14 protein-coding genes are annotated in these 15,047 nt (G+C 61.0%); 6 read left to right on the top strand and 8 right to left on the bottom strand.

The window, feature by feature from the left end:
• Window positions 1–22: 22 nt before the first annotated feature.
• Window positions 23–508, top strand: a complete 486-nt coding sequence (locus QM649_RS15155) for an NINE protein (protein WP_415199898.1) — start codon at window positions 23–25, stop codon at window positions 506–508.
• 93 nt (window positions 509–601) lie between these two features.
• Here the strand turns inward: QM649_RS15155 and QM649_RS15160 are convergent, their stop codons facing one another.
• From QM649_RS15160 to QM649_RS15175, 4 genes are all read right to left on the bottom strand, one after another.
• Window positions 602–1,531: a hypothetical protein gene (locus QM649_RS15160; protein WP_415199899.1), complete on the bottom strand. Its 930-nt coding sequence runs from the start codon at window positions 1,529–1,531 to the stop codon at window positions 602–604.
• Between the two features lie 184 nt (window positions 1,532–1,715).
• Entirely contained in the window at window positions 1,716–2,306 is a 591-nt protein-coding gene (locus QM649_RS15165) for an REP-associated tyrosine transposase (RefSeq protein ID WP_415199900.1), read from the bottom strand.
• 98 nt (window positions 2,307–2,404) lie between these two features.
• Complete coding sequence (gene tldD / locus QM649_RS15170; RefSeq protein ID WP_415199901.1) at window positions 2,405–3,898, bottom strand: metalloprotease TldD; 1,494 nt, start codon at window positions 3,896–3,898, stop codon at window positions 2,405–2,407.
• Window positions 3,899–4,254: 356 nt separating this feature from the next.
• Window positions 4,255–5,706 carry a glycosyltransferase gene (locus QM649_RS15175; protein ID WP_415199917.1) on the bottom strand — a complete coding sequence of 484 codons (1,452 nt, stop codon included), beginning with the start codon at window positions 5,704–5,706 and terminating at the stop codon, window positions 4,255–4,257.
• Window positions 5,707–5,805: 99 nt separating this feature from the next.
• Here QM649_RS15175 and QM649_RS15180 point away from each other — a divergent pair, with 99 nt between their 5' ends.
• Both QM649_RS15180 and QM649_RS15185 read left to right on the top strand, forming a co-directional pair.
• Window positions 5,806–6,345 carry a YfiT family bacillithiol transferase gene (locus QM649_RS15180; RefSeq protein ID WP_415199902.1) on the top strand — a complete coding sequence of 180 codons (540 nt, stop codon included), beginning with the start codon at window positions 5,806–5,808 and terminating at the stop codon, window positions 6,343–6,345.
• 44 nt (window positions 6,346–6,389) lie between these two features.
• The gene (locus tag QM649_RS15185; RefSeq protein WP_415199903.1) at window positions 6,390–8,000 is read left to right on the top strand and encodes a hypothetical protein; all 1,611 of its coding nucleotides are present in this window, start codon (window positions 6,390–6,392) and stop codon (window positions 7,998–8,000) included.
• Window positions 8,001–8,241: 241 nt separating this feature from the next.
• On the opposite strand, the gene guaB is transcribed toward QM649_RS15185, so the two are convergent.
• From guaB to QM649_RS15200, 3 genes are all read right to left on the bottom strand, one after another.
• Window positions 8,242–9,759, bottom strand: coding sequence for an IMP dehydrogenase (gene guaB, locus QM649_RS15190; RefSeq protein ID WP_415199918.1), 1,518 nt, complete (start codon window positions 9,757–9,759; stop codon window positions 8,242–8,244).
• A 506-nt stretch (window positions 9,760–10,265) separates the two neighbouring features.
• A complete protein-coding gene (locus QM649_RS15195; protein WP_415199904.1) occupies window positions 10,266–10,760 on the bottom strand; it encodes a dUTP diphosphatase in 495 nt (164 codons plus the stop codon).
• A gap of 5 nt (window positions 10,761–10,765) precedes the next feature.
• On the bottom strand, window positions 10,766–10,999 hold the full coding sequence (locus tag QM649_RS15200; RefSeq protein ID WP_415199905.1) for a hypothetical protein: 234 nt from the start codon (window positions 10,997–10,999) through the stop codon (window positions 10,766–10,768).
• Between the two features lie 231 nt (window positions 11,000–11,230).
• On the opposite strand from QM649_RS15200, the gene QM649_RS15205 reads away from it, so the two are divergent.
• Window positions 11,231–12,094 (top strand): GNAT family N-acetyltransferase, encoded by an 864-nt coding sequence (locus QM649_RS15205; RefSeq protein WP_415199919.1) that lies wholly within the window; start codon window positions 11,231–11,233, stop codon window positions 12,092–12,094.
• Between the two features lie 155 nt (window positions 12,095–12,249).
• Window positions 12,250–12,867, top strand: coding sequence for a lysophospholipid acyltransferase family protein (locus tag QM649_RS15210; RefSeq protein WP_415199906.1), 618 nt, complete (start codon window positions 12,250–12,252; stop codon window positions 12,865–12,867).
• Here QM649_RS15210 and QM649_RS15215 read toward each other — a convergent pair.
• Window positions 12,843–13,697 (bottom strand): family 16 glycosylhydrolase, encoded by an 855-nt coding sequence (locus QM649_RS15215; RefSeq protein ID WP_415199907.1) that lies wholly within the window; start codon window positions 13,695–13,697, stop codon window positions 12,843–12,845. The two genes, QM649_RS15210 and QM649_RS15215, sit on opposite strands and share 25 nt — an antisense overlap.
• A 136-nt stretch (window positions 13,698–13,833) precedes the next feature.
• Between QM649_RS15215 and QM649_RS15220 the strand changes: the two genes are divergently transcribed.
• Entirely contained in the window at window positions 13,834–15,006 is a 1,173-nt protein-coding gene (locus QM649_RS15220; protein ID WP_415199908.1) for a pyridoxal phosphate-dependent aminotransferase, read from the top strand.
• Window positions 15,007–15,047 lie beyond the last annotated feature (41 nt).

The raw sequence follows: 15,047 nt of genomic DNA on the forward strand, positions 1-15,047 counted from the left end.
CCCACGGAATCTAAGGAGTACGATGGCTACCACTTTGCCTTTTGCCGAAGCTGGCTGGACCGACCAGCAGCGTGCTGTTTTTCAGGCCCAGATGTCTGCGTGGCGTAAAGACGAGGTCGTCGGTGTCCTGCTCGCTCTCTTTCTCGGAACCTTCGGAGCCCACCACTTCTATCTGCGGCGGACGGGTCTTGGCATTCTCTACGCCGTCTTCTTCTGGACAGGCATTCCGACGATCATCAGCTTCGTCGAATGCTTCTTTATGCCTGGGCGGGTGCGGCAGTACAACCTGGCCCTGGCGAATTACTTTGCCACGCAGCTGGGCGCAGGCCCGGCCTATATTCCCGATCCCGGTGTCGCTGCGTCGTCTGCGGCGCCTGCATGGGCTCCGGCACCGGTGGCGACTGCCGCTGTTCCCGCGACCGGCCTTACCCGCACCTGCGCCGTCTGCGGAGCCTCTGTGCTGCCGGAAGCGCGCTTCTGCGCCCGCTGCGGCAACAAGGTGGCTTAAGAACGCAAACTCATCAAAAGAAAAGCCCCGGCCGAGGCCGGGGCTTTGTTCTTATCGCGAAGACGCAGGCAAACTATCTCCTGCATCCTGTCTTTACATGTTGGTGTGGCCGGCGCGCATCTCTTCGTTGAACGCGGGCTTGGTGATCGCGATGCCGGCCTCGAGCTTCTCCTCGAAGTCATGGGCGAGCGCCATCAGGGCCGGGGTCGGCACGGCGGCATCGCCCTGCAGGCTGATGAGGCCCTGGCGAGAGAGATCGCCGGCGACCTTTTCGAGATCGGCCGGGGTGGTGTTCAGATACTGCGCGTCACGCGGATCGGAGATCCAGACGGGCTCGTTGTGGCCGAGCACACCCGAGAGCCAGTACACCTTCAGCTTCAGAAACTCAGCGCGTGCCTGTTCGTCGGTATCGGTGAAGACGAAAGACTTCTTCCAGCGCGAGAAGTAGCGCGTGGTCACGGGAACCGGCTGGCGGTTGCCGCTCTTGAGCAGTTCCAGCTGTCCTTGGTCGAGCGTCTTGCGGATGGCGTTGTAGATGAAGCTCTCGGCGTAAGGCTGTTCCATGGCCGTCAGAACTTCAGCAAACGTCACCGTGACGGCTGCAGCGATCTTCGAGTGAAGCGGCGAGTCGGTGCCGTCTTCGAGGTGGAGGGTGCCATGCACGATGTAGCTGTCCGCGCCCGAGGTCGACTGATGGAACGGCCAGCGGAAAGCGGTGAGCTGCACCGGGATGCCGTACTGGGTCACCATCACGTCCGGACGCGGATTGCGCAGGCGGCGCGCCTCTTCCTTGAGGTGCTGGGTCAGCTCGGGCAGGAATTCCGGCTTGTCGAAGTCGAAATTCGCACTCAGCTCGAGCGACAGCGTGTGCTTCGCATCGGCGTCCGGGGTGGCGGCAAAGCGATAGATCGAGGTGGGCTGCTGGTGAAAGTCGGCACCGGTCTCGGTGGCGAGAACGACCAGGCCGGCCTCGCGGGCCGCCGCCTGGAGCTTCGTGTTCAGGGCATTGTCAGTCAAGGGCATCCAAATCTTCCGGTAAAAAGTGCTCGCAGAGCTGCGAAGGAACCGTGCATCTATTTTACCGTCCCGGGGCACTTGCCGGTGACTGGAGGGGAAATCAGTGGGGGAAGGGCAGTTCAGGAATGAAGCCGGGTGCCCCACCCCATGACAGTCTCTGGTCATGGGTGGGTCTCCGAGGATTTCAAAGTTAGAGCCCAAGGGACCTTCGATTCACAGTCCAGTGAGATTCAATCTCGACCCGTCCTATCTCTCCTGTCAGGTAGTGGTAGAAGCTTGACCAGAGCCATTCCTCCGGATTCACCACTAGTCCGCGCCTTACCGGGTTGCGGTGCAGATAGCGCAGCTTCTCGGTATGTTTTGCCTGTGTAAAGACATTGAAGTCGTAATACCGTTTTTCCCAGAATCGAAACTCATCTGATCTTCGGTGCTTCGAGAGATCAGTCTTGAGCGCGCCCACCACCTTGGATAAAGAGAGAGTTTTCGGTTCAGAAATCAAAAGATGTACATGTTCTGGCATCAGCACATAGCCGAATACGCAGAACTCGTGTCGCCGTCGAAGCCGTTCCAATACATCTTCAAACAGGATGCACATCCGCTCGTCTTCAAGCAGCGGCCTTCTGCCATAACAGCTGAAAGTGACGAAGTGATAATCGCCACGTTGCTGATAGCGATGGAGATGCCCCGGCATGGACGGAGTGTAGGGGAGCCAGCTTATGAGTAGGAGTTTTATCTCATTATGGGCATAACTTCGGTCATCGCAGGAGGCTGAAGCGGGCACGAATGGATTCGAACTGTAGGTTGTTTTCTAGATTCTCGGAGACCCACCCATGACCAACCCGCGTCATGGGTGGGGCACCCGGCAGCACTTTATCCGCGCTACCGACCGGTGCCGCCTACGGTCATGCGATCGAGCTTCACGGTTGGCATGCCGACTCCCACCGGGACGGTCTGGCCGGCCTTGCCGCAGTTGCCGACGCCTTCGTCGAGCTCGAGGTCATGGCCGACCATCGATACATATTTCAGCGCTTCGGGACCGTTGCCGATCAGGGTGGCGTCGCGGACCGGGGCAGTGATCTTTCCGTTCTCGATGAGGTAGGCCTCACTGGCTGAGAAGACGAATTTGCCGCTGGTGATGTCGACCGAGCCGCCGCCGAAGTTCACCGCGTAGAGCCCGCGCTTCACGCTGCGGATGATGTCCTCGGGCGCGTCCTCGCCCGCGAGCATGTAGGTGTTCGTCATGCGCGGCATGGGGATTTCCTGGTAGCTCTCGCGGCGACCATTGCCGGTGTGCGGCATGTTCATCAGGCGAGAAGAGAGCTTGTCGCTTAGGTAGCCCTTAAGGATGCCGTTTTCGATGAGCACCGTCTCCTGGGTGGCCGCGCCTTCGTCATCGACGTTGAGCGAGCCGCGCCGGTTGGGCATGGTGCCGTTATCGACGACCGTCACCTTGGAGCTGGCTACCGACTGGCCGATGAGGCCGGCGAAGGCCGAGGTCTTCTTGCGGTTGAAATCGGCTTCGAGGCCATGCCCCACGGCCTCATGCAGTAGAACGCCCGGCCAGCCGGGGCCGAGGACCACTTCCATCTCGCCTGCCGGAGCCGCGACTGCATTGAGTTGCAGGATGGCCTGCCGCGCGGCTTCGCGCGCGAAGTATTCCGGCGTCTTTTCCGCCTCGAAGAAGTCGATTTCGACGCGGCCGCCGCCGCCGGAATTTCCGCGGGCGGTCCGCTCCGCGTCCTTGGCGAGGACGAAGACGTTGAGCCGCGCCAGAGGCTGGGTATCGCTCGCGAAAGTGCCATCAGAAGCTGCGATCAAGATGCGGCGGAGCTCATCGGAATAGCTGGCGCGGACCTGCGTGATGCGCGGGTCGACGGCGCGCGCGGCCTTGTCGGCGCGGTTGACGAGCTCCAGCTTTTTCACGAGATCGGAGTCCAGTTCGACCGCGGGAGCCGGGTAGAGGCTCGGCGCCTTGGTCTCCGTGAAGCCGACGACCGGCTGCTTGGAGGGTCCTCCGGCGATCAGCGCCGCGGTGCGCGCAGCGTGCAGCAGCTTCTCCGTGGAGAGCTCGTCAGTGTAGGCGTAGCCGGTGCGTTCCCCGCTCAGCACGCGGATGCCGCAGCCTGCGCTCACACCCTGGCTGGCGGACTTGACGATCGATTCGTCGATGCCGATGGAGGTGGAGGAGACAGACTCGAAGTAGAGATCGGCGTAGTCGCCTCCGGCCGAAAGCGCCTCGCCCAGGCAGCGCTCCAGCAGCCGCTCGGTAATGCCGAATTTTTCGAAGAAGTAGCGCTTGTGATTGGCGCCTGAAGGCTTTTCGAAAGAGCTTCCGGAGTGGAGGCCCGGGGCCTGCGTGGTTGTCTGGGTCATGCGTCTCCCCGCGGCGTTGGGCCGCTCTCTTATGTTACGCCCCTGTTGCAGGCGACCTCTATCTGATGGTTTTCGAGCCCCTTTCGATCCGGCGGGAGAAACGAACGATGAAATCGTAACTACCGATAGACCTTCCACAGCCAGTTTTTGCGCTTTATTGCTACGATGAGCGCATGAAGAAGCTTGTTCTCCTCGCCCTGCTGCTGGTGGTTTCCGGTTCGGCCTTCGCCGCTCCGCATCATCACCATCGTCATCACCGTCATCACCACCACGCATAGGCAGTAGCGCAACGGCTCCACGGTCCGTTGCGCGGCCTATGACTGTCTGTTGTCGGGCTCCGGCCCATGCGCGGAGCTTCAGGGAGACTGTGGTCTCCAGCCTCTCCCTGTTTCCGTTTTGTCCAGTTCCTTTGCCGGCCGGCTCTCCGCCCGATCCGTCGCGATCTTCCATTCTTTCTGCAATCTGACATCCTCCGGATACTGCCGGATCGCCTCGCGCAGGATCGACGCCGCGCGCTGCCATTGTCCAAGGCGCGCCTGAAGGCCTGCCGCGACCACGAAGCGGTCTGGCGAAGAGACTGCCGAGGCCGGGGCGATACGCAGCCGCCGCTCGGCGACATTTGCGGCAGTCTCGATCTCTCCCGCCAGCATGGCTGCTGCCGTCCAGATGTCATAAAGTTCCGCGGCCCCGGGCTCGGATTCGACCGCGGATTGAATCCTGGCCAGGCCTTGCGCCGACTGCCCCAGCCGGACCTCGCAGGCCCCGAGCTTGCAGGCGGCGAGCGGAGACAGCTCCGCATCTCCTCCCGCGAGCCGGTATTGCCCGGCAGCCTGCGCAATTTCATCGGAATGAAAGAACGCATCGCCCGCGGCCTCGCGCAGCAGGGCATTGGGGCGCGACCGGGCTTCAGCGTGTGCGAGGCAGGTGAGTGCCTCGCGAGGACGCCCAAGCCGGGTCAGGCAGATTCCGGCGTAGAGCCATGCGGGGGCAAAATCCGGCTGCAGCTTCAGAGCTGTCTCAAAACAAAGGAGCGCCTCCCGCGGATCGCGCCGGTACTCCAGTTCGCTTAGGCCAAGTTCGTAGTGTGCCCAGTCATCCCGCGGATGCAACTCGACTTTGCGGATGCCCATCTGGTGATAGCGTTCGAGTTTCTCCTGCCGTTTCTCCTCGGAGTCCTCGGCATTGCCGAAGTGGTGAATGACGAAAGGCGCCTCTGCGGTTCGCAGCTTCAGCGCGTGGACACGTCGCGCGACGGTCTCATGCACCGCGTATTCAAAGTACAGGTCCGGCCTTCGGCGAAAGAGCAGCGTGTTGGGGTGCCGCGTGTAGGCGGGATAGGGGCGCGATTCTTCCAGCAGGTATGGATTCGGCCGCGATGATTCGACTCCGCTGCGGCTGCTGCGTGTGCGGATATAGTTCCACCGCCAGACCTCCCACGCGTCGATATCGGATTTGGCCGTGAGCGTGCGGAGGATGGCTGCTCCCGCTGGGTCGAGCATCTCATCGGCGTCGAGGATCAGGACCCAGTCTCCCCGGCATGCTGCGAGCACGGTATTGCGCGCGAGGGAGAAATCATCCTGCCAGGGCACATCGAAGACATCCGCGCCGAGGCTCCTCGCCAGTTCGACGGAACCATCGGTCGAGCCGGTATCTCCGATCACGATGCGATCGACGGCAGGGCGCGCGCTTTCCATGGCGCGGGCCAGCGCTGTGCCGCCATTGCGCACGATCATGGCAAGTTCGATCAGTGAGGCCAGCCCCCTCAGCTCCTTGATTCGGATCGTAGAGCTGTTGCCAGGGTGAGTCATCCGCCGCAAGGAAGGTTTCCAGGAGTTCGTTTCCGCTTTGGTCCTTTGGAGCCGGAACAGGAAAGGAAGAGGGTCATTTGCTGTGCTAACGTCGAAGCCATGGCTACGCCTGCACTGTCTGATCCTCGTTACCCCATCGGGCGCTTTTCTGCCCCTGTCGAGTACACCCCTGAAGTCCTTCGTGCCGCCATCACCACGATCGGCGCCTTGCCCGAGAATCTTCGTTCTGCTGTCGATGGCCTGAGCCGTGAGCAGATCGACACGCCGTATCGCGAGGGAGGGTGGACGGTTCGCCAGCTGGTGCACCACGTCGCGGACAGCCATATGAATGCCTACTGCCGCGTGAAGCAGGCACTCACCGAAGACTGGCCGCCGGCGCTGGCCTATGACGAAAATCTCTGGGCCGAGCTTCCTGACGCGCACACCCCGGTGCAGATCTCGCTCGAGCTGCTGGACTCACTCCATCGCCGCTGGGTCGCGGTCTTTGAAGGCCTCAAGCCGGAGGACTGGGAGTCGCGCGGCTATATCCATTCCGTGGGCGGGCGTTCGACGCTGGCATGGGTCGTGGCCAGTTATGCCTGGCACTCCGATCACCACGTGGCGCACGTGACGGCATTACGAAAGAATCGCAGCTGGTAGACCGGCAGCTACTATTTTCTTGATCGGCCGGGACAGTGCCGCGCATGCTCGCGGGGATGGATTCCACGGCGACACGCGCGGCTGCTGCTTCAGTCCAGCAGCCTGCGCAGGAGCTGGCCAGGCTGCTGGGAGAGTTTCTCCTCGAGCATCCGCAGGCGCAGGTTCTCGAAGATGGGCGCGTTCTCTTCGACCTGCAGATAGCTCATTCCTCTTTAACCACCGAGCGCGATCGCTGTCTCTGGCACCTCTGGTCGGAGGAGCGGAATCTGGTGCGGACCATCTCGTCCGTGCGGGTGCGCAAGGATTCGCTGCGCATCGAGACAGTGCGCTTCGGGCAGGCAAAGCCGCAGGCGCTCGAGCTGGTATCAGGCCGTGAGCGCTCCGCTCCGTCGACGCGCCGTGCCGGGCGCGAGCGTTATCTCCGCATCTTCGAGCGCCTGTTGCGCCGCGAGTTTCCCGACTACACGATCGACAGCCTGACGGTTTCGCCCGATCTGGAGAACAGCTTCGGGCCTGGTTATGTTCGCGGGCTTCTGAGCCGCGGCCATTCCACCTGGGCCATCCTCTCCGCCGGTCCGGACGAATCTCCTGCGACAGTGGAAGGCATTCTGACGCTGGGAGTGCTGTGGCTGGCTCATTGCCGGGCGCACGGCGGAGGGCGCTCGGTGATTGCAGGATTGAAGCTCTTTGTGCCTGATGGGCAAACGCAGTTCACACGCACGCTGCTGCCATGGTTCAATCCGCGTGTCGCCTCCTGGGAGCTGTATGGAGTCGAGGCCAAGAGCGAGATGTGTCATCTCGTGCCTCCCGCGGAGATTGGCCTGGCACAGCCCCGCCTGGTTCGGGCCTTCGATCCGGCATCGGCGATCGAGCGTTGCCGGGGAGAGCTGGACCGGCTGCTGGGGCTGCTTCCTCCAGGTCTGCGCGAGCTTTCAGAGATTCGGGCGAACTCCCCGGCCGAGGTCTCGCTCGCGCTGCATGGGCTGGAGTATGCGCGGGTGCGGCAAGGCTTTACGGGGAATTCGTTTGCGCTGAACGGCGAGGTCACATTTGGCGCGGGACCGCATGAAACACCGCTCACCGTGGAGACCGAATCACTCTTCTGCGAGCTTGCCCGGCAGTTGTGGGAGCATCGGCGGCCGGAAAAAGACCTCCGCAACCCGCTTTATCGTCTGCAGCCGGAGCGATGGCTGGAGTCCGTGATCCGCCGCAGCCTGGAGGAGATCGATCCGGCGCTCTGCCCGGGGCCCGTGTACACGCAGGTTGCAGCCGCAAGCGTTGGCGAGCGCGGGCTCATGCGAGGACTCATGGATCTGCTCGCCGTGACCCGGTCAGGACGACTCGCGGTGATCGAGGTAAAGGCGGACGACGACCTGCAGCTCCCATTGCAGGCGCTCGATTACTGGACGCGCGTCCGCGAGCTGCAGCGCCAGGGCACGCTATCCCGGCAGGGATATTTTCAGGGAGTAGAGCTATCGGATGCGCCGCCTCTGCTCTATCTGGTGACGCCGGTGCTGCGGCTGCATCCTGCGACTGATACGGTGCTTAGCCATCTCTCTCCCGAGATTCCATGGCAGGTTGTGGGGGTGGGAGAGGACTGGCGCACGCGGCTGCGGGTGATTACGAGGAAGCGGGCTGCGTGCTGGGGAACGTAGCCGAGGGCATCGAAGTTGTCATTCCGACCGAAGTGGCCGCAGGGAGTGTAGTGGAGGAACCTGCGGTGAGGCTTTTCGTTGTGGAACGCTTTCGAGGGTGGCCAGAACTGCAAGTTCCTCCACTACGCGAGACGAAACCGCCGTCTCCGGTCGGAATGACAGCTATATATGTGTGTAAAAAGCAAATGCCCGGCTTCCATGGGAAGCCGGGCATTCAGCTTTTATTTGAATGAGTTAGCAGCTACTCGACGTGGTAGTTCGGGGCCTCGCGCGTGATGATGACATCGTGCACGTGGCTTTCCTTGAGGCCGGCGTTCGAGATGCGCACAAAGCGGGCATTCTGCTGAAGCTCTTCGATCGAGCCGCAGCCGAGGTAGCCCATGCCGGAACGCAGGCCGCCGACGAGTTGGTAGACCATCGCCTCGAGCGGTCCGCGATGGGGCACGCGGCCCTCGATGCCTTCCGGTACGAACTTGGCCAGGCGGTTCTGCCCGTTCTTCTCGCGGGCGACGACGCTTTCTGTGCCTTCCTTCGACATGTCTTCCTTGCCTTGGAAGTAGCGCTCACCCGAGCCCTGGGCCATCGCAGAGAGAGAGCCCATGCCGCGATACGTCTTGAAGGAACGGCCCTGGTAAAGGATGGTCTCGCCCGGGCTCTCGTCCACGCCGGCGAAGAGCGAGCCGATCATGACCGAGGATGCTCCGGCAGCGATGGCCTTGGCCAGGTCGCCCGAATACTTGATGCCGCCGTCGGCGATGATCGGAATGTCGAACTCGACGCCCGCGCGATAGGCTTCGCTGACCGCGGTGATCTGCGGCATGCCTGCGCCGGTGACCATGCGGGTGGTGCAGATGGAGCCGGGACCGATGCCGACCTTGACCGCGTCCGCGCCCGCTTCAATCAGCGCCTTCGCGCCCGCATAGGTGGCGATATTGCCCGCCAGCAGGTCCACTTCCGGGAACTTGCGCTTGATCTCGCGCACCGCTTCGAGCACACGCGAAGAGTGGCCGTGCGCGGAGTCGATCGAGAGAACATCCACGCGATTCTTGACCAGCTCTGCGGCGCGCTCCAGGTAGTCGCCGGTCGCGCCGATGGCGCCGCCGACACGCAGGCGGCCCTGCTCGTCCTTCGAGGCGTTGGGATACTTGAGTTTCTTCTGGATGTCCTTGACCGTGATGAGGCCTTTGAGCTCGTACTGATCGTTGACGACCAGGAGCTTTTCGACACGGTGCTTGTGCAGGATCAGCTCTGCGTCCTCAAGCGTGGTGCCTACGGGCACAGTAATGAGGTTTTCCTTGGTCATCACGTCGCGGATCGGAATGTCGGCGCGGGTTTCGAAGCGCAGATCGCGGTTGGTCAGGATGCCGACCAGCTTGCCGTTTTTGGTAACGGGCACACCGGAGATCTTGTAACGGCGCATTACATCGAGGGCGTCGGAGATGAGCTGATCCGGGGAGACGGTCACCGGATCGACGATCATGCCGCTCTCCGAGCGCTTTACCTTGTCGATCTCGCTGGCCTGCTGCTCCGGCGACAGGTTGCGGTGCACGATGCCAAGGCCGCCCAGCTGCGCCATGGCGATGGCCATGCGCGATTCGGTTACGGTGTCCATGGCCGCGCTCAGCAAGGGGGTATTCAGGCTGATCCGGCGCGTCAGGCGCGTCGTCGTGCTTACCTGCGCGGGAACTACGTCGCTGTAGGCAGGAACAAGCAGGACGTCATCAAAGGTCAGGGCTTCGGGAAGCGGGTGCTCGATCATATAAAAAAGATGCACCGCGGCCGGAACCGGATACAGGAGGGTTCGCGCGCGGTGGTGGATTTATTGTAGATCGTTAACGGCGGGACTACAAAAATGCGGCTTTCAGCCCATCTGAGAGACGACGTGAACCGAAGATTTCACGCGCTGTTGACGGGTTTGCGGGCCAGAAATGAAACCGAAAGTTTGGTTGGGCGCATGAGTGGATGCCGGAGCGGCATCTCTTGCGGCAGCCGAATTTCGCCCTTTCATCGCCTCTCGCTCCTGCTTTTCTTTAGGAGAAGATGTGTGCGACGACACAGATTCTTTGCCGGATAAGTCAGGCGGAAAAAACTGGGCACACTGTTAATACTTAACCTGTTACATAAATCACAGGTTTCGATTACTTCCGATGACAGAAAGCTGGTTACATTCCTGCGGCTGAAAATGATGGAGCGCCTGCCAATTCACTTATTGGCAGGCGCTCGAACCCGGTTATTCCCGAAATGACGATAGGGATGGCGAGTTGTTTATCGCCCCGAGGAACCAAAACCTTTTGTGCCACGATCACTTTCAGCGAGTTCGTCTACAACAGTGATGGGCAAAGTTGTTTGAGCCTGGAACGGCGACATCTGCACGATTTTGTCACCTTTACGGATACGAATCGTGGCATCGCTTCGCTCAAGGCGCACATCCTGTACGAAGCCGGAATCATTGCGGTCAACAGCCAGGGAGTAAACAGGCTGGTTCACATTGATGAGGCATACCAGGATCTCTCCCCGATAACCTGCGTCAATGCGTCCGCCCGCATAAGTAACTCCCTTGGAAGCCATGGAGGAACGATCTCCGAGTACAAAACCACAGCCAGCGGGCCCTTCTACTGCGATCCCGGTGCGAACCTTTACGGGCACGCCGGGAGGTAAGTCGATATCTTCGATGGAGTAGAGGTCGAAGCCCAGATCGCTGCCCGCGTAGGCAACGGTAGGGGGCTGGGCTTGCGGGTGGAGGAGTTTGACTTTCAGCATCCGAACTACTTCTTAGCAGGGGATGCGGAGGTTTCCTTTTTCTGCTTGGCCCAGCGACGCTTCTGCGCTGCGGCGATGCGCTGGCGAGCTTCAGGGCTCAGAATCCGCTTGGAAGCAGGCTTTACAGCTGCGCCGCTACCGTCGATGCTGCGTCCACTTGTGCTCTGGAGGAGTTTCTTCACTTGTTGAAGTCGCGCGATCTCTTCGTCGAGGGCTGCGATAATTTGTTCACGGTTCATAAAGTTTTTTTATCCTTAATTTACTTTTTTAGTTGCAACAGTTGGGAGAAACACTTGCAACACCAATCCTAGCCAATACGGCACTAGGATATAGCGTTCATCTCTCCCTGAAATCGGGAAAATGCTGCATCTATGTTACTGCCGAATCATTGCGGCGTTTAACGATAATTTGTCCTCTTTTAGCAAAACTTTAAGACTCAGTTTGATTTCCGCACGCATGATAGCAGCATGATGACCCCATATCATGCTGCTGCGCTGCCGCATGAATTCGAGGGCGGAGGACAGACTGCGGTTGAGACGCATGTCCCGTCCCTCCATATTTCGTCCTCACATGTCTCTTCCACGCCGCCCCCCCGGACCACTACTGAGAAGGGGCGATATGAGATCCGGGTTGCTCAATCGCTTGCGGAGCGTGAGTCTGCCTGCCGCCTGCGCTTCAAGGTCTTCAATATAGAACTGGGGGAAGGGCTCTCAAGTTCCTACTCCACTGGTATGGATCAGGACGCATTCGACTTATTCTGCGATCACCTGATTGTGACAGACCGCATGCACGGCGAAGTGGTGGGCACTTATCGCATGCAGTCCGGCGCCATGGCTTTACGCAATATTGGTTACTACAGCGATCAGGAATTCGACTTATCGCCTTTTGAGCCGGTTCGCGATCAATTGCTGGAACTCGGGCGCGCTTCCATCGACCGGGAACATAGAACGAGCGAAGTGCTGAACCTTCTCTGGCGCGCCATCGCAACCTATGCCCGCTCGCACGGACTGCGCTATCTGATCGGCTGCTCTTCTCTCAATTCCGAGGTGCCGGCGACAGGCTGGTCTGTGTATGAGCAGCTCATTCCGTTTCTCGCTCCGGGTCCGTTCCTTACACAACCGCGCGAGGAGTATATGCTTCCGCAGGCGGCAGCGCCCAGCGAGATCCAGGAGAAGGTGCCTCGCCTGCTGAGGGCATACATTGGGGTAGGAGCGAGGATTTGCAGCACGCCGGCATGGGACAGGGAATTCCGAACGATCGACTTCTTGACGCTGCTGGACCTCGAGAACCTCAGCCCGGCTGCGCGCAACCGCTTTCTGGGCGAAGAGGCCTGATTCAGGGAGTTATCCGGCCGCTCCGGATTGTATTTCGCGGGACATTGCTGCTCGTGACCCTGCTCGAACTACAGCTGCGGTTTTTTCTGCTGCAGCTGCGCAGTGGCGGAGGGGTAAGCCTGCAGCAGCGGGCGCATTGGCTTCAAGCCTCATGCATGCGGGTGGTATCCCGCCTCGGCATGAAGGTAGAGGCTTCGGCTCCTATGCCCTCGCGCGGGCTGATCGTCGCCAACCATCTGAGTTATCTGGATATCTTGTTCTTCTCCACACTAGGCCCCTGTGTCTTCGTGTCGAAGTCCGAAGTAAGACAATGGCCGCTCTTCGGATTGCTGGCCTCCTGCGGGGGCACCATCTTTGTCGAGCGTGGGCAGGGCTCTGTGCTGGCCTCCGTTGCGGAGAAGATGCGGGCTGCCTTTGCCGCCGGTATCCCGGTGGTTCTTTTTCCCGAAGGCACCAGTACGGACGGCAGCCACGTGCTGCCCTTCTTTCCGGCGCTGTTTGAGGCAGCGCTGGGGGCGAGGGAGCCAATCGCTTCGGCCGCCATCGGTTATGTCGCCAGCGATGTCCGCGAGGCGGATCTCTGCTACTACGGCGACATCACCTTTGGGCCGCATTTACTCACCGTGCTGGGGAAGAAGGGCATCCGCGCGCGAATCCGCTTCCTCCCCGCGGACGTTCCTTATCCCGACCGGCGTGCGGCCGCGCGGCAGACGCGTGAGCTGGTGTTGCGTGGGCGCGATGAGCTGCGTCAGCGCGCCGCGGGCATCGAGTAGACGCGCACATAGTCGACCAGCATCTCCTGCGGGAAGCTGCTGTTGCGTCCCGGCGCGCCGGGCCAGTCTCCGCCGACGGCAAGGTTCAGCAAAAGGAAGAATTTGCGCGTATCGAAGGGCCAGATGCCTCCGCCCTGGAGGTCCGATGGCTTGTCGATCGCATAGGGCTTCGAGGGGTCGTCGACATAGAAGCGAACCTCCTTCGGCGACCATAGAATGCCGAAGGTGTGAAAGCCCTCGGCAAACTGCGCGCCGCCGGGCAGCTGGTACATGCTGGTGATCGAGGTGCCGGTGAAGCCGGTGCCATGCACGGAGCCGTAATTGATGGTCGGCGTCTTGCTGACGCTTTCCATGATGTCGATCTCTCCGCAGGCCGGCCACGGCACGTGATCGATATCGTCTCCGAGCATCCAGAATGCAGGCCACAGGCCCTGACCGGCAGGCATCTGGATGCGCGCCTCAATCCGTCCGTAAAGGAAGCTGTGTAGCCCTTTGGTTTTGAGCCGCGCGGAGGTGAAGACGCCATTGCCCAGTGAATGCGCGATGATGTGCAGATAGCCATCGCCGCCTACATAGGCATTGGGAGCGTCGGTGTTGCAGGGCGCAGCCGAGGATCTCCAGCTGCAGTAGGTCTCGAGCTCGTGATTGCCCCAGCCGTCTTTGCCGGTATCGTAAGTCCAGTTCTGTGGATCGGGCTGACTCATGGCCGGTCCATTGAACTCATCCGACCAGACTAGTTGTTCCTGCGTCTGTGTCTGCGCCATCCCTGCATGACCAGCCAGCGCCGCGCCTAGCATCCACGCGGCAATCATCCCGCACTTACTCTTCATCTCGAAGTTCCCAGCTTTCTTGAAGATCCCGACTCTGCCGGCTACTTTCGCAGCATAGAGGCAGCTCCGGCACGGGTTCAATGGCACATTTCGGTAGATTCCCGCCGCCGGCAATGACATCATGGATGCAATCCTTATGGCCACTGCTACGACGAAGCTGCAACTCAGCCAGATTGCCCCTCATGTTGTTCAGTCCGAAATCCGCTCCATGAGCGTCGAATGCGACCGCCTGGGCGGCGTGAACCTTGCGCAGGGTATCTGTGACACGGAAGTGCCGTCACCGGTGGTGGATCGCGCGATCTCGGCGATCCATGAGGGCCACAACATCTATACACGCCTCGATGGCGTTGCGGTGCTGCGCCAGGCCATCGCAAAGAAGCTGGCCCGGGACAATGGCATCGAAGCCGATCCTGAAGGCGAGGTGCTGGTCACCTCCGGCGCAACCGGCGGCTTGTACGCCACGGCGCTTGCGCTGCTCAATCCGGGCGATGAAGTCGTTCTCTTCGAGCCTTTCTACGGGTACCACCTGAACACGCTGCTCGCGCTGCGGATGAAGCCCGTCGCCGTCCCGCTGGCGACGCATACGTGGGAGCTCGATCTGGACCGGCTGCGCGCGTCGATCACGCCGAAGACACGGGCGATTATCGTGAACACGCCTTCGAATCCCTGCGGCAAGGTCTTTTCGCGCAAGGAGCTTGAGGCCATCGCCGAACTGGCGATCGAGCACGACCTCTTCGTCTTCACCGACGAGATCTACGAATATTTTGTCTTCGACGGGACCGAGCACATCAGCCCGGCATCGCTGCCCGGCATGAAAGAGCGGACGATCACCATCTCCGGCCTCTCGAAGACCTTCTCGATTACCGGCTGGCGTGTGGGCTATCTCGCTGCGGACAGAAAGTGGACCGGGGCCATCGGATACTTTCATGACCTGACGTATGTCTGCAGCCCCTCGGCTTTTCAGTACGGCGCTGCCGCTGGCCTGCTGGAGCTGCCGCGCACCTATTACGAGAGCATGTCGGGCGAGTACCAGGCGAAGCGCGATCTGCTCTGCTCCGCGCTTACGGATATCGGCATGACGCCCTCGGTTCCGACCGGCGCTTACTACGTGCTGGCCGATGCTTCGCGGCTGCCAGGTGCGAATGCGAAGGAGAGAGCCCGTTTCCTGCTGCGCGAGACCAGCGTCGCAGCTGTAGCGGGCACGGCGTTCTTCACCGAAGGGGGCGGTGAGAACCTGCTGCGCTTCTGCTTCGCCAAGCGCGAGCATGATCTGCAGCGCGCCTGCGATCTGCTGCGCTCACTCAAGTAACTGTCACAGTGACAAATAGAAAAGCCGGAGGCGCTTGAGCC

Origin of the sequence: Silvibacterium sp. (assembly GCF_047605705.1) — a bacterium.
GTDB lineage: Bacteria > Acidobacteriota > Terriglobia > Terriglobales > Acidobacteriaceae > Silvibacterium.

Excerpts from the sequence above, each read along its gene's own strand:
- QM649_RS15155 (WP_415199898.1), top strand. The coding sequence starts at position 23 with ATGGCTACCACTTTGCCTTTTGCCGAAGCTGGCTGGACCGACCAGCAG.
- QM649_RS15160 (WP_415199899.1), bottom strand. The coding sequence starts at position 1,531 with ATGCCCTTGACTGACAATGCCCTGAACACGAAGCTCCAGGCGGCGGCC.
- tldD (WP_415199901.1), bottom strand. The coding sequence starts at position 3,898 with ATGACCCAGACAACCACGCAGGCCCCGGGCCTCCACTCCGGAAGCTCT.
- QM649_RS15175 (WP_415199917.1), bottom strand. The coding sequence starts at position 5,706 with ATGACTCACCCTGGCAACAGCTCTACGATCCGAATCAAGGAGCTGAGG.
- QM649_RS15180 (WP_415199902.1), top strand. The coding sequence starts at position 5,806 with ATGGCTACGCCTGCACTGTCTGATCCTCGTTACCCCATCGGGCGCTTT.
- QM649_RS15185 (WP_415199903.1), top strand. The coding sequence starts at position 6,390 with ATGCTCGCGGGGATGGATTCCACGGCGACACGCGCGGCTGCTGCTTCA.
- guaB (WP_415199918.1), bottom strand. The coding sequence starts at position 9,759 with ATGATCGAGCACCCGCTTCCCGAAGCCCTGACCTTTGATGACGTCCTG.
- QM649_RS15195 (WP_415199904.1), bottom strand. The coding sequence starts at position 10,760 with ATGCTGAAAGTCAAACTCCTCCACCCGCAAGCCCAGCCCCCTACCGTT.
- QM649_RS15200 (WP_415199905.1), bottom strand. The coding sequence starts at position 10,999 with ATGAACCGTGAACAAATTATCGCAGCCCTCGACGAAGAGATCGCGCGA.
- QM649_RS15205 (WP_415199919.1), top strand. The coding sequence starts at position 11,231 with ATGACCCCATATCATGCTGCTGCGCTGCCGCATGAATTCGAGGGCGGA.
- QM649_RS15210 (WP_415199906.1), top strand. The coding sequence starts at position 12,250 with ATGCGGGTGGTATCCCGCCTCGGCATGAAGGTAGAGGCTTCGGCTCCT.
- QM649_RS15215 (WP_415199907.1), bottom strand. The coding sequence starts at position 13,697 with ATGAAGAGTAAGTGCGGGATGATTGCCGCGTGGATGCTAGGCGCGGCG.
- QM649_RS15220 (WP_415199908.1), top strand. The coding sequence starts at position 13,834 with ATGGCCACTGCTACGACGAAGCTGCAACTCAGCCAGATTGCCCCTCAT.